The organism is Reyranella sp. GW821-FHT12G01 (assembly GCF_058806575.1).
In genome coordinates this window covers 575,843-597,768 of the sequence record NZ_JBXAPV010000001.1, presented here as the reverse complement: position 1 = coordinate 597,768, position 21,926 = coordinate 575,843, and the positions used below count along the sequence as shown (strand labels likewise).

Genomic DNA, 21,926 nt, shown 5'->3' with positions numbered 1-21,926 from the left:
GACTGAATATTCAGAATTTTTCCTCGTGCCTCGCGGCGGCGTACACCATGGAGCATGACCGCCGACGTGATCCTCGCCCTGCTGCCCATCGTCCTGCTGATCGCGCTGGGCATGGTCCTGAAGCGGCAAGGCTTCCTGGCCGAAGGGTTCTGGCCGCAGGCGGAACGGCTCAGCTACTACGTGCTGGTCCCCTGCCTGTTCTTCCATAGCCTTGCCACGGCCCGGCTCGAATCGCTGCCGGCGCGCGAGCTTGCCGCGACGCTGGTCTTCTCGACCCTGACCGTGGCCGCGCTCGTCGTGGCGCTGCGGCCGGTGCTGAGGGTCGACGGGCCGTCCTTCACCTCGATCTTCCAGGGCAGCATCCGCTTCAACAACTATGTCGGCGTGACCCTGGCCGCCGGTCTCTTCGGGGCGCAGGGCATTGCGCTCGCCGCCATCTGCAACGCCGCGATCGTGCCCACGGTGAACATCCTCTGCGTGCTGGTCTTCGCCCGCCACGGCGCCGCGCGGCTGACCGGCCGCGGCATCGCCAAGCAGCTCGTCACGAATCCGCTGGTGCTCGGCTCCTTCGCCGGCATCGCCTTCCAGCTTCTGGGCCTCAGCGTTCCGGCGGGCGTCGAGCCGGCCTTGCGGTCGCTGGGCGCGGCGTCGCTGCCGGTCGGCCTGCTCTGCGTCGGCGCGGCGCTGGAGTTCGGATCGGTGCGCCGCTGGGTCGGACCGGTCGCCACCTCCTCGGCGATCAAGTTCCTGGCGATGCCAGTGGTGACCGTCGCGGTGGCCTCGCTGATGGGCCTGACGGGACCGGCGCTCGTCACCGCGCTGCTCTTCCAGGCGCTGCCGACGGCCTCTTCGGCCTACATCATGGCGCGCCAGCTGGGCGGCGACGCGCCGCTGATGGCCGGCATCACCGCGACGCAGACGCTGTTCGCGTTGGTCGCCCTGCCGTTCGTCGCCGCCGGCATCGGCATCATCGCCGCCTAGCGGCCCAGCATCATCGCGAGCCGGGCGCCTAACAGCTTCCAGATGAAGCTGAAGGCGAAGCTTTTGTGCGCCGGCACGTCGTTGGGGATCCTGTTCGGATCGGGCGCGAACTTCGTGCAGATGCGCATGTCGAGCGGCCGCACCGGCCCACGCAAGCGCGCACGGAACAAAGGCATCCAGTGCTTCGCATCGTCGAAGCTCATCGCCAGCGCCGAGTTGCAGCAGGTCGCGACCAACCGGTTGGTCGCCGTCTTCTCGCGCAGCTTGAGCTTCGTCACCAGCTCAGCGCCGCGCGTGCAGCGGACGCGGTCCTTGCGGTAGAGAACGCAAGAAGTGCCCCCATCGGCTTCCAGCACCGGCGGTGCGTTCGCCAGCGCCTCGATGCGGTGGCCGCCTTCCTGGCAATCGTCGCAGTAGCAGACGACGGCGAGAATCGCGGGCTCGGTCGCTTCGTATTCAACCTTGCCGCAAGCACAGGCGAGCGTTGTCACGCCAAAGCCCGCAGGCCGCTGCGCAGAGCCTTGCCATCGTGCGGCGTCACGAGGCGATCGATCTCGCCATGTGTTTCGATCCAGACCGGCATGGCCGACTGTAACACCTTGCGACCCGCTGGCGTCAGAATGAGTCGTCGCACGCGACGGTCATCCGGATCGATGGAAATCTTCACGAATCCGCGCTGCTCCAGCGGCTTCAGGTTCGCGGTCAAGGTCGTGCGATCCATCACCAGCAGCGCCGCGATGGACCCCATCGACGGCGGCTCGGGCTGATTGAGCGAGGTCAGCAGCGAGAACTGCCCGCTGGTGAGACCAAGCGGTGACAAAGCTTCGTCGAAGCGGCGTGCCAGGGCACGCGCGGCGCGCTGCGCGGCGAAGCACAGGCAATGATCGTAGACGTGCAACGTCGTCTCGAACGAGGCGTTCAGCTTCTTTGACATGATACAATTACGTTGATATCAACCCATCGCCTCGAAATCAACCGCCAAGAGGATGCAATGACCTACGTACAAGGATTCGTGTTGCCGGTGCCGGCCGACAAGAAGGAAGCCTATCGCAAGGCCGCTGCCGACTTCTCGCCGATCGCCAAGGAATTCGGCGCCACCCGCCAGGTCGAGGCCTGGGGCGACGATGTGCCGGACGGCAAGCTCACCGACTTCAAGGGCGCGGTGAAGGCCACGCCCGACGAGATCGTCGTCTTCTCGTGGATCGAATATCCCAGCAAGGAAGTCGCCGACGCGGCGCACCAGAAGCTGATGAGCGACCCGCGCATGGAGAAGATGGAGATGCCGTTCGACGGCAAGCGCATGATCGTCGCCGGCTTCGCACCGATCCTCGACGAAGCCGGCGCGAAGGGTAAGACCGGCTATGTCGACGGCTTCCTCGCGGCTGTGCCGGCCGTCAACAAGCAGGCCTATCTCGACATGGCGAAGAAGGCCGCGGCGGTGTTCAAGGACTATGGCGCGGTCCGCGTCGTCGAGACCTGGGGCGATGAAGTGCCCGATGGCAAGGTCACCGACTTCAAGGGCGCCGTGAAAGCGACGCCGGACGAGAAGATCGTCTATTCGTGGGTCGAATGGCCCTCCAAGCAGGTGCGCGACGAAGGCTGGAAGAAGATGATGGAAGACCAGCGCATGAAGGACCAGAAGATGCCGTTCGACGGCAAGCGCATGGTCTATGGCGGCTTCTCGCCGATCCTCGACGTGTAAGGGGACGGCAATGACCATCGCGAAGAACACGATCTGCATCTGGTTCGACAAGGATGCAGAAGAGGCGGCCCGCTTCTACGAAAAGACCTTTCCCGACACCAAGGTGACGTCCGTCCACAAGGCGCCCAGCGACTATCCGTCGGGCAAGAAGGGCGACGTGTTGACGGTCCAGTTCACGGTCATGGGCATTCCCTGCCTCGGCCTGAACGGCGGCCCGGTGTTCAAGCAGACCGAGGCCTTCTCGTTCCAGATCGCGACCGACGACCAGGCGGAGACCGACCGTTACTGGAACGCCATCGTCGGCAATGGCGGCCAGGAAAGCGCCTGCGGCTGGTGCAAGGACAAATGGGGTCTGTCGTGGCAGATCACGCCGCGTGCGCTGACCGAGGCGATGGCCGCGGGCGGTGACGAGGCCAAGCGCGCCTTCGAGGCGATGATGGACATGAAGAAGATCGACGTCTCCAAGATCGAGGCGGCGCGAAAAGGCTGACTTCAGACCTGGGCGCGTTCCTCGCGGACCTTCCAGAGCAGGATGAAGCCCAGCACCAGGAAGAACAGGACGCAGGCCATGCCGATCCGGGTGGACTGCGTCGCTGCCGTAACGACGCCGATGGCGAATGGCGCCATCCAGGCGGTGGCGCGGCCCGACAGGGCGAACAGTCCGTAGAACTCGCCGGTCATGCCGTGCGGCGCGATCCGGCCCACCATGGTTCGGCTGGCCGCCTGCATCGGCCCCATGCAGAAGCCGAGAAGCAGCGCGAAGCCCATCAGGGTCTTCTCCTGCACCGACCCGAACAGCCCGCGCGTCGGGCTGATCGGGTCGACAGGCACGACGAACAGGACATGCGTGGCGGTGACGCCGACGATGCCCAGGGTCGCCACGATCACGCCGGCGATGGCGAACTGCACCGTGCGCTTGCTGCCGATCCAGTCGTCGAGCTTGCCGCCGAGGAAGGCGCCGGGAATCGCGAACACGGTCAGGATGATGCCGAAGATGCCCAAGGTCACCGTGCTCCAGCCGAAGGTCGCGGCGGCATAGACGCCGCCAAAGGCGATGATCGCGGCGAGCCCGTCATTGTAGAGCATGAAGGCGATGAGGTAGCGCAGCACGTTGCCGAAACGCGGCACGCGCTTCAGCGTCGACCAGAGCGAGCGGCCGCCCTCGCGTGCGGCGACGAGCAGCGGCTGGCGCCGCGCGCCGGCGGAATCCGGCGTGAACAGGAACATCGGCAACACGAAGATCGCGATCCACAGCGCCGAGGCCGGGCCGACCAGGCGCTCGAGCTCGTGACTCGGCACGTCGAGACCGAACAGTGGCTGGTCGCTCGCCGAAAGCCCGAACAGTGACGGCATCGACACGGCCAGCACGACGAACAGGGAGATGAGGCCGCCGCAGTAACCCAGTCCCCAGCCGAAGCCGCTCAGCCAGCCCATGCGCTCGGGCCGCACGATGTTGGGAAGCTGCGAATTGTTGAACACGATCGACATCTCGGCGCCGATCGTGGCCAGGATCACCGCCCAGCTGATCGGCATGATGAGATCGGACCGGTTGGGGAAAGCCCACCACAGGCCCGCGCAGCCAGCGACGAGCAGGAGCTGGAAGAAGAAGATGTAGGGTTTGCGCCGACCGCCGGCATCGGCCATGGCGCCGAGAAACGGGCTCATCAACGCGATCAGGATGCCGGACGCTGATTGCGTGAAGGCCCAGGCCGACTGGCCCTTGATCGGATCGCCGACCAGCACGTTGGCGAAGTAGGGCGCGAAGATGAAGGTGGTGATGATCGTGAAGAAGGGCTGGTTGGCCCAATCGAACAGCGCCCAGCTGAACTGGCCGAGCTTCGAGGCTTCACGGACGGGCGGTGCGGCCGCGGGATGATCTGTCATGCCGGGCCACTATGCCCGAGAACGCGCTTCGGCAGTTGCCAGATCGCCGCGCGGTTTGTGGGCGAAAAGACCTTCTCCATGGCCTCCTGCCAGGGCAGCCAGAGCTGGGCGACGTGTTCGGCGGGGTCGAGGGTCGCCACGGTCAGCTCGGGCACCTGGAAGCCGAACACATGCTCGACATTGTGAGTGACGTCCGGCGCATAGCGTCCGCGCCACTGGGCCCAGATCTCGTAGCGGTTGGTCTGCCGCCAGTTGGTGAGGGTGCCGACCGAGAGCCCGGTTTCCTCCAGCAACTCGCGGCGGGCGGTGGCTTCGAGGTCGGGGTCGTCCAGCTCGCGCGAGCCGGTTACCGACTGCCACAGACCCTGCCCGGCCCGCTCCAGCAAAAGCACGTCCAGCCGGGGCGTATGGATCACCACCAGCACCGATTCGGGGATCTTGAAGCCCATGCCGCAGCATAGCCGGAACATTGACTCCGGGCCTCCCGCCGCTATGGTCCGGCGGCATTTTTCGAGGGATTTACGATGAGCAAGCAGCTGCAAGCCGTGATCGACGCGGCATGGGAAGCGCGTGATGGCGTCAACAGCGCGACCAAGGGCGAGGTTCGCGACGCGGTCGAGGCGGCGATCGCCGGCCTCGACGACGGCAGCTTCCGTACCGCCGAGAAGCTTGGCGGCGAGTGGGTTGTGCATCAGTGGCTGAAGAAGGCCGTCCTGCTCTCCTTCCGCCTCACCGATTCGGTCCCGATGGACGGCGGCGCGTCGTTCCCGGGCATGGGCGCCGCTCCCTGGTTCGACAAGGTGCCGCTCAAGACCACCGGCTGGGACGCCGCGAAGTTCGCCAAGGCCGGATTCCGCGCCGTGCCGGGCGCCATCATGCGCCGCGGTTCCTACATCGCCCCGTCGGTCGTGGTGATGCCGTCCTTCGTCAACCTCGGCGCCTATGTCGATAAGGGCACCATGGTCGACACCTGGGCGACCGTCGGCTCGTGCGCCCAGATCGGCAAGAACTGCCATCTCTCGGGCGGCGTCGGCATCGGCGGCGTGCTCGAGCCGCTGCAGGCCAACCCGGTCATCATCGAGGACGACTGCTTCATCGGCGCCCGCTCCGAGGTCGTCGAAGGCGTGATCGTCGGTACCGGTTCGGTGCTGTCGATGGGCGTGTTCATCTCGGCCAACACCCGCATCGTCGACCGCGAGACCGGCCAGATCCATATCGGCAAGGTGCCGCCGTACTCGGTGGTGCATCCCGGCACGATGGGCGGCGGACCCGACAAGCCCGCGCGCTACTGCGTGATCATCACCAAGACCGTCGACGAGCGCACCCGGTCGAAGACCTCGATCAACGACCTGCTGCGCGACTAAAGGCAAGACACCCGCGGAGAGCCCTCATGCCCGACGCAGCCGATCTTTCCGTGCCATTGCCTCGCGAGGCAATGCCCGATCGGCTGCTCTGGCGGGGTGACACGCTGGCGCCGGAAGCCGGGCGGATCGCGCTTCCCGGTGACGTCGAACACGAACTCGATCGACTCGTTACGACGCTCGATCGCGATCCCGTGCCGCTCCTCCTGCTGCGCCCGGAGGATTTCCAGCTCGACGCTTCGCGCGCCTTCATGCGCGACGTCAAACTGAGTCTCGACGGCGGGCCAGGCTTCGCCATCATCGACCGTCTGCCCGTCGAGCGCTGGTCGCGGGACGGCATACGCGCCGTATGGTGGCTGCTCGCCTCACTAGTCGCCCGTCCGGTGGCCCAGAAATGGGATGGCACCTCGATCTACGAGGTCACCGATCTCGGCAAACCGCCCGGCAACGGCGTGCGTCCCGACGTCACCAACGCCGAGCAGAACTTCCATACCGACAACAGCTACAATCTCGTGCCGCCGCATTATGTCGGCCTGCTGTGCGTGCGCACGGCGATGGAAGGCGGCGTCAGCGGCATCGTGAGCTTCGCCGCCGCGCACGAAGAGATGCGCCGGCGGCATCCCGACCTGCTGACGAGGCTGTACCAACCGTTCTACTTCGACCGCCAGCGCGAGCATGCGCCGGACGACATCATGACGACACACCACCCGATGCTGGAACGCGAGGCCGACCGGCTGATCGCCCGGCTGTCGCGTTTCCAGGTGACCAACGGCCACGCTCTAGCCGGCATCGCGCTCGACCCGGAGGGTGTTGCGGCCCTCGAAGCCTTCGAGGCGATCCTGAACGCGCCGGGCATGGCAGCCCGCTTCGTGTTCCAGCCCGGTCAGATGCAGCTCATCGACAATCGCGCACTCGGGCACAAGCGCACCGGGTTCCGCGATTGGCCGGAGGCGGAGCGCAAGCGTCTGCTCATCCGCCTGTGGCTGCGCGACAGCGGCCGCCGCGCCTACAACGGCTGACGGTTACCGTCAGGCCAGGTGGCGCTTCCACTCGGGCAGACCCTTGAGATGCGCGCCTTCCTTGGCGAGGATCTTCGAGGTGCGCTCGGGCGCGAAGCCCAGCTCGACGAAGGCCGGGCCGACATTGGCCACTTCGCGATAATCGAGGATCAGGCCGTCGCGGAGCTGCATCATCGAGCAGCCCTCGAAGCCCACGCGCTTGCCCTCGGCGCCGGGCAGCTTCGAGACGTAGCTGAACGTGTAGTAGGCGTAGAGCATCTTCCCGTCGCTCACCGGCCGGTGCATGTCCCAGCGGAATTCGTGCGCGGTGCGATGGAACCAGTCGTCGATCATCTCCGCGATCCGCTCGCGGCCCGCGAAATCGCCGTAGAAAACGTCATGATAGACGGCATCCTCGGTGAAAAGGCCGGCAAAGGCCTTGCCGTCCCGGCGCTCGACGGCCGAGCAAAAAGACTTCAGCAGAGCTGACGTATCCATCCTTATTCCTCCCGAATGGCCCCGATCATGACTAGACTGGCGGCTGCGGCAAAGGAGAACTGGCATGAGCCTCTGGATCGTCCTCGGCATCGTCGTCTTGATCGGCCTGTGGCTGATCGCCGTCTACAACGGCCTCGTCGGCGGCCGCAACCAGGCGCAGACCGCCTGGAGCCAGATCGACGTGCAACTGAAGCGGCGTCACGATCTCATTCCCAATCTCGTGCAGGTGGTGAAGGACGCCATGGGCTACGAGCAGGAGACGCTCACCAAGGTGGTCCAGGCGCGCAACAACGCCGTGGCAGCGACCGGCAATCCGGCCCAGTCGGGACCGGCCGAGGCCGCGCTCACCCAGGCGACGCGCGGCCTGTTCGCGCTGATGGAGAACTACCCGCAGCTCAAGGCCAACGACAATGTCATGCAGCTCCAGGAGGAGCTGACGACGACCGAGAACAAGATCGCCTTCGCGCGCCAGTTCTACAACGACTCGGTGAACAACTATAATACCCGCCGCCAGAGCTTCCCCGCCGTGCTGGCCGCGGCGTCGCTGGGCTTCGGGCCGATGGACCTGTTCAACATGCCCGAGAGCGAGCGCGAAGTGCCGAAGGTCGCGCTTCGCTGATTGGTAGCGGCGCATGAGCGCCACCACCGACTTCGTCACCGCACAGGCGGAGAACCGCCGCAACACGATGGTGTTGCTGGTGATCCTGACGGCGCTGGCTGCTGCGGTCGGCTACCTCGTCGGCGCACTGCTAGAAGGCGAATCCTCCGACACGCTGCCGGTCGTGAGCCATGTCGGCATCCTGGGCGCCGGCCTGATGGCGGTGGTCAGCGTCGGCTGGAGCGCGATCTCGCTGGCGATCGGCGACAAGATGGTGCTGGGCATGGCTGGCGCCAAGGAAATCGAGAAGCAGGACGCGCCGCAGCTCTACAACGTAGTCGAGGAAATCTCGATCGCCGCCGGCGTGCCGATGCCCAAGGTCATGGTGCTGGAGACCGATGCGCTGAACGCCTTCGCCACGGGTAATCGTGTCGGCAGCGGCACCATCGCCGTGACACGCGGCCTGTTGAACACACTCAATCGCGACGAGCTGCAGGGCGTGGTGGCGCACGAGATGGCGCACCTCGCCAATCTCGACACGCGCTACATGGTGGTGGTCGGCGTCACCGTCGGCCTGATCGCGCTGGTCTGCGACATGGCTTTGCGCACCATGAACTGGGGTTCGACCCGCAGCAGCGACCGCAAGGGAAGCTCGGGCGGCGGCATCCTGATCGTCGTCCTGCTCGTGGTCGCGATCCTGGCGCCGCTCGCGGCCAAGGCCGTTCAGATGGCGGTGTCGCGTCAGCGCGAATATCTTGCCGATGCGACGTCGGTACGGTTCACGCGCAATCCCAACGGTCTCATCTCCGCCCTCGGCAAGCTGGCAGAGAAGGCGGCGCCCTTTCCCGGAGTGAGTCGTGCCACGCAGCACCTCTTCATCGTCAACCCGATCAACCAGTTCACCTCCAAGACGCCGGCGCTTCTCGCCACGCATCCCGATATCGAGGATCGCATCGCTCGCCTGCGCAATCTGGGCAGCTAGCGCAGGCCTCGCAGGGGCGTTCGACCTGCAGGGCCATCGCGGCGCGCGCGGGCTGGCGCCGGAGAACACGCTGGCCGGTTTCAAGGTGGCGCAGGATCTCGGCGTCACGACGCTCGAGACCGACCTCTCGGTTACGCGCGACGGGGTCGTCGTCATCAGCCACGACCCCTATCTCAATCCCGATCTGGTGCGCGGGCCGGACGGGCAGTGGCTCACCGCACCGGGCCCCGCCATCCGCACGCTGACCCTCGACGAGCTGAAGCGCTACGACATCGGCCGCATCAATCCGGCCAGCAAATACGCGCAGCAGTTCCCCGACCAGAAGCCGGTCGACGGCCAGCGCTTCCCGACTCTCGCCGAATTCTTCGCGCAGGCCGCGCCAGGCGTGCGTTTCAACATCGAGATCAAGACCGACCCCGCCAAGCCCGAGCTCACGCTCGATCCGGCCGTCTTCGCCGCCGCCGCCGTGGAGGGCATCCGCAAGGCAAAGGCCGAGGCGCGCAGCACCCTGCAGTCGTTCGATTGGCGCGGCCTGATCGCGGCGAAGAAGCTCGCGCCGGAGATCGCCACCGCCTGCCTCACCATCGAGAGCAGCAACTTCGACACGGTGCAGCGCGCCAGCGGCCGCCCCTCGCCCTGGCTGGGCGGGCTCGACCTGGCGGCGCAGGGCGGATCGGTGCCCCGGCTGGCAAAGGAAGCCGGCTGCGCGACCTGGTCGCCGTTCTGGCGGAACGTCACTGCAGAGAATGTGAAGGAAGCCCAGGCCCTTGGTCTGAAAGTCGTGCCGTGGACCGTGAATTCCCCGGCCGAGATGGCCCGGCTGATCGACGGGGGTGTCGACGGGCTGATCACCGATTACCCCGACCGCGGGGCCCAGATTCTCAGCTCAAAGGGCCTGAAAAGCCGCTAGGCGGTTGACTCAGGCCGCGCTGTGTTCTGTATACAGAACATGCGCCCGATACTGCCCGAGCCTGATCTTTCCGAGCGAATTCACGATTCCGTCCTGGAAGCGATCTGCTCAGGCGAGCTGAAATCCGGCGCCCGGATCACCCAGGAAGAGATCGCCCAGCAGTTCGGCGTGTCGCGCCAGCCGGTCCTCCAGGCGATGATGATGCTGCGCCGCGAGGGCTTCCTGATCGACGCCGGCCGCAAGGGCGTCTGCGTGGCCCCGCTCGACGTCCAGCAGGCGCGCAACCTCTACGTCGTCCGCGCTGCCCTCGACGGTGCCGCCGCCCGGCTCGCGGCCGCGAACTACACGCCACACCTCATGCAACGTGGCCGCGCCCTGCTCGACGTCGGCCGCCGCGCCGTGGCGAGCCGCTACGTGCCGTCGGTCATCGAGGCCGACATCGACTTCCACCTCTTCGTCTACGAAGCCTCGGGCAATCCCGTGATCGGCGAGACCGCCCAGCAGCACTGGCAGCATCTGCGCCGGGTGATGGCGGCGGCCTTGAGCGAGGAGGATCTGCGGATCAGTGTGTGGGACGAACACGAGGGCATCCTGCGCGCGCTCGAAGCGGGCCAGGCCGCCGAGGCCGAAGCGCTCTGTCGCGGCCATGCCGAGCAGATGGCCGACATTCTCACCGGACGATTGAAGGTCGTGATTTCCCGCGCCGCCTGAAGACGGCGTTCACTACAAAGCAAAGACTGAAAAGCCAAGGAGGAACCGCCATGAAGCTCACCTCTGAGCAGCTGAAGCAATTCGACGAAGAAGGCTATCTCTTCTTCCCCGAGTATTTCTCGCCGGAAGAAACGAAGATCCTGAAATCTTCGGTGCCCGAGGTCTTCGCCCAGCGCCGCCCCGAGAACATCCGCGAGAAGTCCGGCGACGTCGTGCGCACCGCCTTCGCGGTCCACACCTATCATCCGGTGTTCGAGGCGCTGATCCATCATCCGCGCTTCGTGGAGCCGGCCGAGCAGCTCCTGAAGGACAAGACCTACATCCACCAGTTCAAGATCAACGGTAAGGCCGCCTTCGACGGAGATGTCTGGCAGTGGCACCAGGACTACGGCACCTGGAAGGCCGACGACGACATGCCCGAGGCGCGCGCCATGAACCTCGCCGTGTTCATCGACGAAGTGAACGAGTTCAACGGTCCTCTGTGGTTCATTCCCAAGAGCCACAAGAAGGGCGCGATCGAGGCCAGCCACGACCTCACCACCACGTCTTATCCGCTGTGGACGATCGACAACGACACGATCGCCAAGCTGGTCGACCAGGGCGGCATCGTCGCCCCCAAGGGCGGACCGGGCTCGGCGATCTTCTTCCACGGCACGCTGGTGCATGGCAGCGGCCCCAACATGTCGCCGTGGGATCGCCAGATCATCTATGTGACCTATAATTCGGTCAGCAACGCGATCCGCCGCTTCAAGCGGCCGGACTACATTGCGCACCGCGACTTCACGCCGATCGATGCGTGGGAAGACGATGCGGTGATCCGCGCCGTCAACCGCAAGGTCGCGGCGGAATAGACAAAGACTTCCGGAGGAAACAAATGAGTCTGCATCGCATGCTTCAGGCCCGTGCGGCCGAAGCCAATCCGCTGCGCATCGGCGTCATCGGCGCCGGCAAGTTCGGCTCGATGTACCTGTCGCAGATCCCGACGACGCCGGGCATCCATCTGCTGGGCATCGCCGATCTCTCGCCCGATCGCGCGCGCGAGAACCTGGCGCGGCTGGGCTGGAAGCCCGACGTGACGTCAGCGAGTTCATTCGCCGACGCGCGCAAGCACGGCAGCACCTACCTCACCGATGACTGGCGCGCTTTGGTCAGCCATCCCGAGATCGACATCATCGTCGAATCGACCGGCGATCCCATTGCGGCCGTCGAGCATGCACTCGAAGCCTTCAAGCATGGCAAGAGCGTGGTGATGGTGACGGTCGAGGCCGACGCCTTCTGCGGCCCGCTGCTGGCCAAGCGCGCCGCCGCCGCCGGTGTGATCTACTCCCTCGCGTACGGCGATCAGCCAGCGCTGATCTGCGAGCTGGTCGACTGGGCGCGCACCTCGGGCTTCGAGGTCACGGCTGCCGGCCGCGGCCACAAGTGGCTGCCGCACTTCGCGCAGTCGACGCCCGAGACGGTGTGGAAGTACTGGGGCCTCAACGAGGAACAGGCCAAGCGCGGCGGCCTGAACCCCAAGATGTTCAACTCCTTCCTCGACGGCTCCAAACCCGCCATCGAGAGCACCGCCGTCGCCAACGCCACCGGCCTCACGCCGGCGCCGGACGGCCTCGCTTTCCCGCCGTGCTCGGTCGAGGACCTGCCCTTCGTGATGCGGCCGATCTCGGAAGGTGGCCAGCTCCACCACAAGGGCCAGGTCGAAGTGGCCTCGTCGCTGGAGAAGGACGGGCGCGCCATCCCCTACGAAATCCGCAAGGGCGTGTGGGTCGTGTTCGAGGCGGCCACCGAGTACCAGAAGAACTGCTTCGAGGAGTACATGCTGCAGACCGACCCGAGCGGCCGGTACTCGGTCATGTACAAGCGCTGGCACCTGATCGGCCTCGAGGTCGGCATGTCGGTCGCCTCGATCGGCCTGCGCAAGGAGCCGACCGGTACGCCGATCGGCTTCCACGCCGACGTCATCGCCACCGCCAAGCGCGACCTCAAGCCGGGCGAGATCCTGGACGGCGAGGGCGGCTACACGGTCTACGGCAAGCTCTTCCCGTCGGAGAAGTCGACCGGCCTCGGCAGCCTGCCGCTCGGCCTCGCGCACAACGTCAAGCTGGTGAAGCCGATCAAGGCCGGCCAGTCGCTGACCTACGCCGACGTCGTGATGGACGAGTCCCTTACCGCCGTGAAGCTCCGCCGCGAGATGGAACGCGACTTCGCGCCCGCGGCGGCGAAGATCGCGGCTCAGTAACTTCCTTCGACGCTCCCGGCATTGCCCGGGGCAATGTCCTGACGCTCATGGGGCCGCGCTTTGCGCGGCCCATTGACGACCCCGAATGTTCATATGAAAGTCATATGAACGAAAAGAACGGTACTCATAGTTCATTTGAACAATGCAGACCGAACGGGACAGGAAGCGGACTCAGGATCCGGGAATGCAGGCCGAAGATCGCGCCCGCGCCATCGTGGAACTCGTCCGCGGCGACGGCTTCCAGGCGATAGAGGCGCTTGCCCATCAGTTCGGCGTCACGCCGCAGACGATCCGCCGCGACGTCAACCTGCTCTGCGACCGCGGCCTGCTGCGCCGGCGCCATGGCGGCGTCGAGCTGCCGCCCGAGGCTGAGAACCTCGCCTATCCTGCCCGCCAGGTCCTGAACATCGACGCCAAGCGCCGCATCGCCCAGCTCGTGGCGCGCGAAGTGCCGGAGGGCGCGTCGCTGTTCTTCGGCATCGGCACCACGCCCGAACAATGCGCGCTGGCGCTGGCCGACCATGCCGGCCTCCGCGTCATGACCAACAATCTCAACGTCGCGCTGGCGCTGAGCCGTAGCGCCTCCTGCGAGATCACCGTCGCCGGCGGCCGCCTGCGCAACCTCGACCGCGACGTGGTGGCGGGCGAGGCCCACGGCTTCTTCGGTCGCTTCGCCGCGGACATCGGCATCTACGGCGTGGGCGGCGTCGCCGAGGACGGCACCCTGCTCGACTTCAGCACCGACGAGGTGACGATGCGCGGCGCGCTCGCCCAGCATTGCCGCCAGCGCTTTCTCGTCCTCGACCATTCCAAGTTCGGCCGCGGCGGCACCGTGCGCGGCGGCAACATCACCGAGGCGAGCGCCGTGTTCACCGATCGTCCGGTGCCCGCTGCCATCGCCGAGAGGCTGGGCGAGGCCGGGGTCCGGCTCGTGTCCTGGCCGGACGACGACGCGTCTCAAGAGTCGACAAGTCAAACAAGGAGGGGTTGATCTCATGTTGAAGCATCTTGCTCTCGCGGCTGCCCTTGGCATCGCCGCCGCGGCAAACATCTCGGGCGCCGCCGCCCAACAGCGGGCCATCTGCTACAACTGCCCGCCGGAATGGGCCGACTGGGGCTCGCAGCTCAAGGCCATCCAGGCCAAGCTCGGCATCCAGGTCCCGCCGGACAACAAGAACTCCGGCCAGGCCATCGCCGCGCTGATCGCCGAAAAGGGCAGCCCGGTCGCCGACGTCACCTATCTCGGCGGCATCGCGGCCGACCCGGCCAAGGATGCCGGCGTGCTGACGCCCTACAAGCCGAAGAACTGGGAGAAGATCCCGGCCGATCTCAAGGATCCCGACGGCAACTGGTTCACAATCCACTCCGGCACGCTTGGCCTGTTCGTGAACAAGGCCGCGCTCGGCAACAAGCCAGTACCGCAGAGCTGGGCCGACCTGCTCAAGCCCGAATACAAGGGCATGGTCGGGTATCTCGATCCGACCTCGGCCGCCGTCGGCCAGCTCGGCGTGATGGCGATCAACCTCGCGCTCGGCGGCACCTATGACAATCTCGACCCGGCCATCAAGTTCTTCAAGGAACTGGCCAAGAACCAGCCGATCGTGCCGAAGCAGACCTCGTATGCCCGCGTGATCTCGGGCGAGATCCCGATCCTGCTCGACTACGACTTCAACGCCTATCGCGGCCAGTACACCGACAAGGCGCCGGTGCAATTCGTGATCCCGAAGGAAGGCACCTTGGTGTTCCCCTACGTGATGGCGCTGGTCAACAAGAGCCCGAACGCGGAGAACGGCAAGAAGGTGCTCGACTTCGTGCTGTCCGACGAAAGCCAGGCGATGTGGGGCAATGCCTATCTGCGCCCGGTCTTCGCCGACCAGCTCTCGGCCGAAGCCAAGGCCAAGTTCCTGCCGGACGCCGAATATGCCCGCGCCAAGCCGGTGGACCTCAAGAACCTTGCGAAAGCGCAGCCACAGATCGTCGAGCGCTACCGCAAGGAAGTGAACTGACCGTCTCTCGACAGTAAGAGCGCGGCGGGGCGGTCGAAGGATCACCCCGCCGTCGCGCGTTCAAGGAACAAGACATGCGGAACGAATTCCGCCGACTGATCTTCCTCCTGCTGCCGGCCGGCATTTTCTTCGCCGGCTTCTTCCTGTTGCCCATGGCGCGGCTGTTCTTCATCGGCGGCAGCGGCAAGACCGGATGGGCAGCCTATGCCGCGATCCTGACCGACGCCCAGTACTTCAACAGCCTGATTTCCACGCTCCTTGTGGCCGCGACGACGACGGCGGCGACGCTCGTCATCAGCGGCATCGCGGGCGTATTCCTGCAACGCAACAGGTTCCCTGGAAACGGCATGCTGGTGGCGATGCTGACCTTCCCGCTCGCGTTCCCCGGCGTGGTCATCGGTTTCATGGTGATCATGCTGGCCGGCCGCCAGGGCCTGATCGGCCAGGTGACGCAGGCGCTGACCGGCGAGAAGCTCGTGTTGGCCTACACGCTGTCGGGCCTGTTCATGGGCTACGTCTATTTCTCGATCCCGCGCACCATCCTCACCGTGATGGCCGCGGCCGAGAAGCTTGACCCCAAACTGGAGGAGGCCGCCCGTTCGCTGGGCGCCTCACCGTGGCGCGTCGTGCTCGACGTCATCATTCCCGGACTGAAGCCCGCCTTCATCTCGGCCGGCGCGATCTGCTTCGCCACAGCGGTTGGCGCCTTCGGCACGGCGTTCACGCTTGCGGCCAAGATCGATGTGCTGCCGATGGTGATCTATACGGAGTTCACCCTGTCGGCGAACATCGCGATGGCAGCCGCCTTGAGCTTCGTGCTGGGCGCGGTCACCTGGGTCGTCCTCGCCGCCGCGCGCACCGCCGCGGGCTCCAGCGTCGCGGCGGCAGGCTGACATGAAGCGTCGTGGCCTCTTCCTGCTGCAGCTCGGCTTCACCTTGCTCGTCTGCGCCTTCCTGATCGTGCCGATGATCCTCTCGATCATGGCCGGCCTTACGGTCAACTACTTCGTGGGCATCGAGAGCGGCCTCACCCAGCGCTGGGTGATGGAGGTGTGGAACGGCTATCGTGACACGATCTTCCTGTCGATCGGCCTGTCGCTGGCCTGTCTCGCCGCCACGCTCGTACTCGGCATCCCGGCGGCCTACGTGCTGGCCAAGCGGCAGAATGCGCTGACCCGCGCCATCGAGGAGCTGCTGGTGATGCCGGTCGCGGTGCCCGGCCTGGCGACCGCGCTCGCGCTGATCGTGACCTACGGCAGCCTGTCGGGCTTCCGCACCTCGTGGGCCTTCATCCTGGTCGGCCACGTGCTCTTCACCCTACCGTTCATGGTGCGCAGCGTCCTGGCCGTGCTGATGGCGATCGACCTCAAGACGCTCGAGGAAGGCGCCGCCTCGCTGGGTGCAGGCTTCCGGGAGCGCTTTCGCGACATCGTGCTGCCGAACTGCCGGCAGGGCATCCTCGCCGGCTCGCTGATGGTCGTGACCTTGTCGATGGGCGAGTTCAACATGACGTGGCTGCTGCACACGCCTTTCACCAAGACGCTGCCCGTTGGCCTGGCCGACGCCTACGCTTCGCTGCGGCTCGAGATCGGCAGCGCCTACACACTCGTCTTCTTCGTGATGATCATGCCCCTGCTGCTGGCCATGCAGGCCTTTGCCAAGCCGCGACCGGTGAAGTTCGTGGCGGAGGAAACGGAATGACCGACGCCGGCAAACCCCTCGCGATCGCGCTGGAGAACTGCGCCAAGACCTTCGCCGACGGCACCCGGGCGCTGGAGCCGCTCGACCTCGCCATCCATGCCGGCGAGACCGTCGTGTTTCTCGGCCCTTCGGGCTGCGGCAAGACGACGACCCTCCGCATCATCGCCGGCCTCGAAGAACCCGATGCCGGTGGCAAGGTCCTGTTCGACGGCGTCGACGTCACGCACCTGCCCATCGAGCAGCGCAATGTCGGCATGGTGTTCCAGTCCTACGCGCTGTTCCCGAACATGACCGTGGCCGGCAACGTCGGCTACGGCCTGCGCATCCGCAAGGTACCGGACGCGCAGGTGAAGGCGCGCGTCTCCGAGATGCTGGCGATGATGCAGATCACACGGCTCGCCGACCGCCGCATCGACCAACTTTCGGGCGGCCAGCGGCAGAGGGTGGCGCTCGCGCGTGCCATCGCGGTCCGGCCACGCGCCCTGCTGCTCGACGAGCCGTTGACCGCGCTCGACGCCAAGCTGCGCGACACGCTGCGTCTCGACATCGATTCGCTGCTGCGCTCGCTCGGCATCACCGCGATCTACGTCACGCACGACCAAGCCGAGGCGATGGCGCTGGGCGACCGCATCGTGGTCATGGAGCACGGCCGGGTCGCGCAGATCGGCAAGCCGCGCGAGATCTACCAGCGGCCAACCACGCGCTTCGTCGCCGACTTCATCGGCACGATGAACCGCCTGACCGGCTCCACCGGCAACGGCGTCTTCCGCTGCAAGGCCGGGATCGTTCCCTGGGCCGAGGCGCCCGCGACGGCGACGGAAATCCTGTTCCGCCCCGAAGACATCCGCGTCGCCGAGAGCAGCGAGACGGCCAATCTGCAAGGCAAGGTGGCGTCGGCCTTCTTCCTGGGCGACCGCACACGGCTCTTCGTCGATGTCGGTGAGGAGAAGCCGCTGGTGATCGAGAGCACGGCGCGGCGCGATTTCCAGCATGGCGATGCGGTGGGTCTCGCCATCGATCCGCGCGGCCTGTTGGTCCTGTGAGGAGTTTTCAATGCTGATCGCGCAGATCACCGACACCCACATCAAGCTGCCGGGAAAGCTCGCCTACAAGAAGGTCGACACCGCGAGCATGCTGCGCCGCTGCGTGCACGAGATTCTGACGCTGAGCCCGCAGCCCGACCTGATCCTGCTGACCGGCGACCTCGTCGATCTCGGACGGCCGGAGGAATACGACCACCTGAAGTCGATCCTGGCGCCGATCAAGCAGCGGATCATCGCCATTCCCGGCAATCACGACGAACGCGAGGCGATGCGAGATGCCTTCCGCGACGGCGGCTATCTGCCGACGGACGGCACGTTCCTGCAGTTCGCAGTCGACGACTATCCGTTGCGCCTCGTCGGCCTCGACACGCTGATCCCGGGGCAGGGCGGCGGCGAACTCTGTCGCGAACGCCTCGATTGGCTCGACCGGACGCTGGCCGACAAGCCCAACACGCCGACCCTCGTGCTGATGCACCATCCGCCCTTCGTCACCGGCATCGGCCACATGGACAAGATCGGCCTTCTAGGGCGCGAGGCCTTCGCCGACATCGTGGCCAAGCACGATCAGATCGAACTGATCCTGTGCGGCCATCTCCATCGCACGATCCACGCCCTGGTCGGCGGTCGGCCGGCCATGACCTGCCCCAGCCCCGCGCATCAGGTCGCGCTCGACATCCATCCCGATGCCCCTAGCCGTTTCCGCATGGAGCCGCCGGGTTTCATGCTGCACTGGTGGAACGATGGCCAGCTCGTGACCCACGCCGCCGTCATCGGCGACTATGACGGGCCGTATCCGTTCTTCGACGCCGACGGCAAGCTGATCGACTAGGCCGCCCTCCGCCGCGATCGCGCGAAGGCGCCGGGCGCGCAGCCGATGCGGCGGCGGAAGGCTGTGCTGAAAGCGCTGGCGGATTCGTAACCGATCTCCTCGGCAAGGCGGTCGAGCGATTTGTTTCCGCGGCCGAGCGCATCCTGCGCCAGCGCCATCCGCCAGCGCGCGAGATATTCCATCGGAGCGCAGCCCAGGGCCTGCGAGAAGCGGGCGGCGAAGGCCGAGCGCGACATGCCGGCGAGCCGTGCGAGTTCCGCCACCGTCCAGCCGGCACGCACGTCCGCATGCATCGCGCGCAAGGCGACCGCCAGCCCGCGGTCGCGCAGCCCCGCCAGCAATCCCGTCGGCAGCACGGCGCTGCCCGATCCTGGTCGACGCAGGCATTCGACCAGCATCACCTCGAGCAGCCGCTGCAGGATCATCTCGCGACCGGGCCAGTCGGCCTCGGATTCCTCGCGCAGGAGATGGACGAAGCGCGCGAGGCGTGTCGTGTCGCCGTCCGCCGCGCGGAGATGGGTCATGCGCGGCAGCAGGCCGGTCAGCAGCGCGGCGTTGGTCGGTTCGATCTGGAAGGCGCCGCCCAGCATCTGCAGGTCAGGCTCGCCGTCGGGATCTCCATGCCGGACGGGCTTGTCCGACGGCTCGACCGGCACACAGGCGACGTCGGGATGGCTGGACAGGGTGAAGGCAGGGGTCGCGGGCAACAGCACGAAGTCACCCGCTTCGAGCAGGACCGGCCCGCCGCCCTCGAGCGCCAGCCAGCATTGTCCGGCCAGGACGAGGGCGAAGCCCGGCTGGCCGTAGGCCGCGTACCGCACGCCCCAGCGCCCCCGGCCGGTGATCGGCTTCGAGAGTGCGGCGCGGGGCTGCAGCAGGCCGATTAGATCGCTGAAGGGATCCATTCTGGACGATCCATAACTAATTCAGGCACTCAGATTATATACCATCCATGCCTGATGGCTATGCTGAACGGACCAGACAGAAAGCGGAGCATCAGATGGCCCAGACAGTCCTCATCACCGGCACCTCGTCCGGCTACGGCAAGGCGATGGTCGAGCACTTCCTCGATCGCGGATGGAACGTCGTCGCCACCATGCGACGGCCGGATCCGACGGTTTTCGCCAGCCCCTCCGACCTGCTGAAGGTCCTGCCTCTCGATGTCACCAATGATGCCAGCATCGCGGGGGCCATTGCCGGTGGCGTCGCTGCGTTCGGCGCGATCGACGTCCTGGTGAACAATGCGGGCATCGGCCTCGCCTCGATCTTCGAGGCCACTCCCGACAAGGCCGTGCGCGAGATCTTCGAGACCAACACCTTCGGCGTGTTCGCGGCCTGCCGCGCCATCATCCCGCAGATGCGCCGGCAGGGACACGGCACCATCATCAACGTCACCTCCAGCGTCACCCTCGGCGTGATGCCGCTGGTGGCGGCCTATGCCGCCAGCAAATGCGCCGTCGAAGGCTTCACGGAATCGCTCTCATACGAGTTGGGCGCTTTCGGCATCAAGGCCCGCCTGGTCGAACCCGGCTACGCGCCGACCACCAATCTCACAGCCAACGGCAGCGCCCGCATGCAGGGCCTGTTCCCGGACGAATACGGCGCCTTCACGCAATCATGCTTCGCCAACATGGCGAACTATCCGACGCGCTACTGCACCGAGGCGGAGGTGGCCGAAGCGACCCTTGCGGCCGCGACGGAAGAGGGCGGCAGGATCCGCTATCCCGCGGGCGCTGATTCGAAGCTCTTGGCCGGCTTGCGCTGGTCGACGTCGGAAGAGCACTACCTGCAGAAGATGCGGGAGATGTTCGGGCCGAAGCCCGTTGGCGACGGCGCCTAGATCGCGGGTTCTGCGTCCTTGGTCTTCGCTTTGGCAGGGCGACCCTCGGCCGCGTCGCGTTCCTGTTCCTTGCGCGCCTTGAGGAGCTTGCGAAGGATCATGTTCCGCTTCAGCGCCGAGATGTGGTCGATGAACAGGATGCCGTCGAGATGGTCGATCTCGTGCTGGACGCAGGTCGCCAGCAGGCCATCGCAGGCCAGGTCCTGCTGCTTGCCGTCGCGGTCGAGGTAGCGGACGGTGACCGTGGCCGGACGGACCACGTCGGAATAGTGATCGGGGACCGAGAGGCAGCCTTCCTCGTAGGAAACGTCCTCGTCCGAAGCCTCGACGATCTCGGGGTTGGCCATGAACAGCGGGCCGGTCTTGGTGTCTTCCCGGTCGATGTCGAGCACGATGACGCGCTTCAACACGCCGATCTGCGGCGCGGCGAGGCCAATGCCCGGCGCGTCGTACATCGTCTCCAGCATGTCATCCATGAGCTGGCGCACGCCGGCGTCGACCGTTTCGACGGGCAGGGATTTCTTCTTGAGGCGCGGATCGGGCGCGGTGAGGATCGGCAGGAGAGCCATCGGGCCTAAATATGCAGAGAAATCGGGCTTTTCAAGGTCGGGATCAGGTCCGGCGGACCATGGTACCGACGCCGGCCTCGGTGAAAACCTCCAGCAGGAGCGCATGCGGCACGCGGCCGTCCATGATGACGGCGGCTTCGACGCCCGAGTTCACGGCATCGATGCAGTTCTCGACCTTGGGGATCATGCCACCCGAGATCGTCCCGTCGGCGATCAGCGCGCGAGCCTGCTCGATCGTCATGTCGGGGATCACCTTGCCGTCCTTGTCGAGGACGCCCGGGACGTCGGTCAGGAACAGCAGACGCTTGGCCTTCATGGCGCCCGCGATGGCGCCGGCCGAGGTGTCGGCGTTGATGTTGTAGGTCAGCTCGTCGTCGACGCCGAAGCCGATGGGCGCCACGACCGGGATCACGTCGGCGCGGCGCAGCTGCTCCAGCACCATGACGTTGATCTTGGCGGGCTCGCCGACCTGCTTGAGATCGACCTTGAGGAGTTCGCCGGTCTTCGGGTCGCGCGTCTGCGTCACCTTCTTGGCCAGGATCAGGTTGCCGTCCTTGCCGCAGATGCCGACGGCGATGCCGCCGCACTCGTTGATGTCGGCCACGATCGCCTTGTTGATCGAGCCGGCCAGGACCATCTCGACGATTTCCATCGTCTGGGCGTCGGTGACGCGCAGCCCGTTCACGAACGTGCTCTTGATGCCGACGCGCTCCAGCATCTTGTTGATCTGGGGGCCGCCGCCATGGACCACGATCGGGTTCATGCCGACCTGCTTCATCAGCACCACGTCGCGGGCGACCAGGTCGCCGAGCTTCGGGTCGGTCATGGCATGGCCGCCGTACTTCACCACGAAGGTGGCGTCGTTATGCCGGCGCATATAGGGCAACGCCTTGGAGATGGTCTCCGCCATGCGGATGAGCCGCTTCTGCTCCTTGTCGGGTTGAACCGGCTCGGCCATTTCCAGCATCTCCAGTTGAACGAAAGCCCTCTCCGTGCCGGGAGAGGGCCAAGGCGCATAATATATTAGGCGGGTCGCGGATAGAAGAACCCGGTCGGCCGCGTCAGGATGTCCAG

26 protein-coding genes are annotated in these 21,926 nt (G+C 66.1%); 18 read left to right on the top strand and 8 right to left on the bottom strand.

The features are described 5' to 3' along the window. The first annotated feature begins 54 nt into the window (after nt 1-54). A complete protein-coding gene (locus AC1RP5_RS02895; RefSeq protein ID WP_493109068.1) occupies nt 55-981 on the top strand; it encodes an AEC family transporter in 927 nt (308 codons plus the stop codon). Here AC1RP5_RS02895 and AC1RP5_RS02890 read toward each other — a convergent pair. Both AC1RP5_RS02890 and AC1RP5_RS02885 read right to left on the bottom strand, forming a co-directional pair. Then, nucleotides 978-1,472, bottom strand: a complete 495-nt coding sequence (locus tag AC1RP5_RS02890) for a GFA family protein (RefSeq protein ID WP_493109067.1) — start codon at nt 1,470-1,472, stop codon at nt 978-980. The two genes, AC1RP5_RS02895 and AC1RP5_RS02890, sit on opposite strands and share 4 nt — an antisense overlap. Continuing rightward, complete coding sequence (locus AC1RP5_RS02885) at nt 1,469-1,915, bottom strand: MarR family winged helix-turn-helix transcriptional regulator (protein WP_493109066.1); 447 nt, start codon at nt 1,913-1,915, stop codon at nt 1,469-1,471. The genes AC1RP5_RS02890 and AC1RP5_RS02885 overlap by 4 nt, the downstream gene beginning before the upstream one ends. A 57-nt stretch (nt 1,916-1,972) precedes the next feature. On the opposite strand from AC1RP5_RS02885, the gene AC1RP5_RS02880 reads away from it, so the two are divergent. Together AC1RP5_RS02880 and AC1RP5_RS02875 are read left to right on the top strand one after the other, a co-directional pair. Beyond that, nucleotides 1,973-2,683: a DUF1428 domain-containing protein gene (locus AC1RP5_RS02880; RefSeq protein ID WP_493109065.1), complete on the top strand. Its 711-nt coding sequence runs from the start codon at nt 1,973-1,975 to the stop codon at nt 2,681-2,683. A 10-nt stretch (nt 2,684-2,693) separates the two neighbouring features. Continuing rightward, the gene (locus AC1RP5_RS02875; protein WP_493109063.1) at nt 2,694-3,173 is read left to right on the top strand and encodes a VOC family protein; all 480 of its coding nucleotides are present in this window, start codon (nt 2,694-2,696) and stop codon (nt 3,171-3,173) included. Nucleotides 3,174-3,175: 2 nt separating this feature from the next. Here the strand turns inward: AC1RP5_RS02875 and AC1RP5_RS02870 are convergent, their stop codons facing one another. After that, the gene (locus AC1RP5_RS02870) at nt 3,176-4,567 is read right to left on the bottom strand and encodes an MFS transporter (protein WP_493109062.1); all 1,392 of its coding nucleotides are present in this window, start codon (nt 4,565-4,567) and stop codon (nt 3,176-3,178) included. Beyond that, complete coding sequence (gene nudB, locus AC1RP5_RS02865) at nt 4,564-5,016, bottom strand: dihydroneopterin triphosphate diphosphatase (RefSeq protein ID WP_493109061.1); 453 nt, start codon at nt 5,014-5,016, stop codon at nt 4,564-4,566. Before nudB ends, AC1RP5_RS02870 begins: the two co-directional genes overlap by 4 nt. Before the next feature lie 75 nt (nt 5,017-5,091). On the opposite strand from nudB, the gene dapD reads away from it, so the two are divergent. After that, nucleotides 5,092-5,931 carry a 2,3,4,5-tetrahydropyridine-2,6-dicarboxylate N-succinyltransferase gene (gene dapD / locus AC1RP5_RS02860; protein WP_493109060.1) on the top strand — a complete coding sequence of 280 codons (840 nt, stop codon included), beginning with the start codon at nt 5,092-5,094 and terminating at the stop codon, nt 5,929-5,931. A gap of 26 nt (nt 5,932-5,957) precedes the next feature. Next, nucleotides 5,958-6,947, top strand: a complete 990-nt coding sequence (locus tag AC1RP5_RS02855) for a TauD/TfdA family dioxygenase (protein WP_493109059.1) — start codon at nt 5,958-5,960, stop codon at nt 6,945-6,947. A 9-nt stretch (nt 6,948-6,956) separates the two neighbouring features. On the opposite strand, the gene AC1RP5_RS02850 is transcribed toward AC1RP5_RS02855, so the two are convergent. Then, a complete protein-coding gene (locus AC1RP5_RS02850) occupies nt 6,957-7,424 on the bottom strand; it encodes a nuclear transport factor 2 family protein (protein WP_493109058.1) in 468 nt (155 codons plus the stop codon). 64 nt (nt 7,425-7,488) lie between these two features. Between AC1RP5_RS02850 and AC1RP5_RS02845 the strand changes: the two genes are divergently transcribed. The 12 genes from AC1RP5_RS02845 to AC1RP5_RS02790 all read left to right on the top strand — a co-directional run bounded on the left by AC1RP5_RS02845 (nt 7,489) and on the right by AC1RP5_RS02790 (nt 18,443). After that, entirely contained in the window at nt 7,489-8,043 is a 555-nt protein-coding gene (locus AC1RP5_RS02845; protein ID WP_493109057.1) for a LemA family protein, read from the top strand. Between the two features lie 13 nt (nt 8,044-8,056). Beyond that, nucleotides 8,057-9,004, top strand: a complete 948-nt coding sequence (locus AC1RP5_RS02840) for a M48 family metallopeptidase (RefSeq protein WP_493109056.1) — start codon at nt 8,057-8,059, stop codon at nt 9,002-9,004. After that, nucleotides 8,955-9,914 (top strand): glycerophosphodiester phosphodiesterase, encoded by a 960-nt coding sequence (locus AC1RP5_RS02835; RefSeq protein WP_493113282.1) that lies wholly within the window; start codon nt 8,955-8,957, stop codon nt 9,912-9,914. The genes AC1RP5_RS02840 and AC1RP5_RS02835 overlap by 50 nt, the downstream gene beginning before the upstream one ends. Before the next feature lie 39 nt (nt 9,915-9,953). Beyond that, entirely contained in the window at nt 9,954-10,625 is a 672-nt protein-coding gene (locus tag AC1RP5_RS02830; protein ID WP_493109055.1) for a GntR family transcriptional regulator, read from the top strand. A gap of 50 nt (nt 10,626-10,675) precedes the next feature. Then, complete coding sequence (locus AC1RP5_RS02825) at nt 10,676-11,476, top strand: phytanoyl-CoA dioxygenase family protein (RefSeq protein ID WP_493109054.1); 801 nt, start codon at nt 10,676-10,678, stop codon at nt 11,474-11,476. A 23-nt stretch (nt 11,477-11,499) separates the two neighbouring features. Continuing rightward, nucleotides 11,500-12,864: an NAD(P)H-dependent oxidoreductase gene (locus tag AC1RP5_RS02820; RefSeq protein WP_493109053.1), complete on the top strand. Its 1,365-nt coding sequence runs from the start codon at nt 11,500-11,502 to the stop codon at nt 12,862-12,864. A 184-nt stretch (nt 12,865-13,048) separates the two neighbouring features. Next, entirely contained in the window at nt 13,049-13,855 is an 807-nt protein-coding gene (locus AC1RP5_RS02815) for a DeoR/GlpR family DNA-binding transcription regulator (RefSeq protein WP_493109052.1), read from the top strand. A 7-nt stretch (nt 13,856-13,862) separates the two neighbouring features. Beyond that, entirely contained in the window at nt 13,863-14,870 is a 1,008-nt protein-coding gene (locus AC1RP5_RS02810; protein ID WP_493113280.1) for an extracellular solute-binding protein, read from the top strand. Nucleotides 14,871-14,944: 74 nt separating this feature from the next. Continuing rightward, entirely contained in the window at nt 14,945-15,763 is an 819-nt protein-coding gene (locus tag AC1RP5_RS02805) for an ABC transporter permease (RefSeq protein WP_493109051.1), read from the top strand. A gap of 1 nt (nt 15,764) precedes the next feature. Further along, nucleotides 15,765-16,571: an ABC transporter permease gene (locus AC1RP5_RS02800; protein WP_493109049.1), complete on the top strand. Its 807-nt coding sequence runs from the start codon at nt 15,765-15,767 to the stop codon at nt 16,569-16,571. Further along, nucleotides 16,568-17,614, top strand: a complete 1,047-nt coding sequence (locus AC1RP5_RS02795) for an ABC transporter ATP-binding protein (RefSeq protein ID WP_493109048.1) — start codon at nt 16,568-16,570, stop codon at nt 17,612-17,614. Before AC1RP5_RS02800 ends, AC1RP5_RS02795 begins: the two co-directional genes overlap by 4 nt. A gap of 10 nt (nt 17,615-17,624) precedes the next feature. Further along, nucleotides 17,625-18,443, top strand: a complete 819-nt coding sequence (locus tag AC1RP5_RS02790) for a phosphodiesterase (protein WP_493109047.1) — start codon at nt 17,625-17,627, stop codon at nt 18,441-18,443. Here AC1RP5_RS02790 and AC1RP5_RS02785 read toward each other — a convergent pair. Next, entirely contained in the window at nt 18,440-19,348 is a 909-nt protein-coding gene (locus tag AC1RP5_RS02785; protein ID WP_493109046.1) for an AraC family transcriptional regulator, read from the bottom strand. The genes AC1RP5_RS02790 and AC1RP5_RS02785 overlap by 4 nt on opposite strands. A gap of 95 nt (nt 19,349-19,443) precedes the next feature. Between AC1RP5_RS02785 and AC1RP5_RS02780 the strand changes: the two genes are divergently transcribed. Continuing rightward, nucleotides 19,444-20,283, top strand: a complete 840-nt coding sequence (locus tag AC1RP5_RS02780; protein WP_493109045.1) for an SDR family NAD(P)-dependent oxidoreductase — start codon at nt 19,444-19,446, stop codon at nt 20,281-20,283. Here the strand turns inward: AC1RP5_RS02780 and def are convergent. Continuing rightward, nucleotides 20,280-20,852: a peptide deformylase gene (gene def, locus AC1RP5_RS02775; RefSeq protein ID WP_493109044.1), complete on the bottom strand. Its 573-nt coding sequence runs from the start codon at nt 20,850-20,852 to the stop codon at nt 20,280-20,282. The two genes, AC1RP5_RS02780 and def, sit on opposite strands and share 4 nt — an antisense overlap. Before the next feature lie 43 nt (nt 20,853-20,895). After that, nucleotides 20,896-21,810, bottom strand: coding sequence for an acetylglutamate kinase (gene argB, locus AC1RP5_RS02770; RefSeq protein WP_493109043.1), 915 nt, complete (start codon nt 21,808-21,810; stop codon nt 20,896-20,898). Nucleotides 21,811-21,926: the final 116 nt, after the last annotated feature.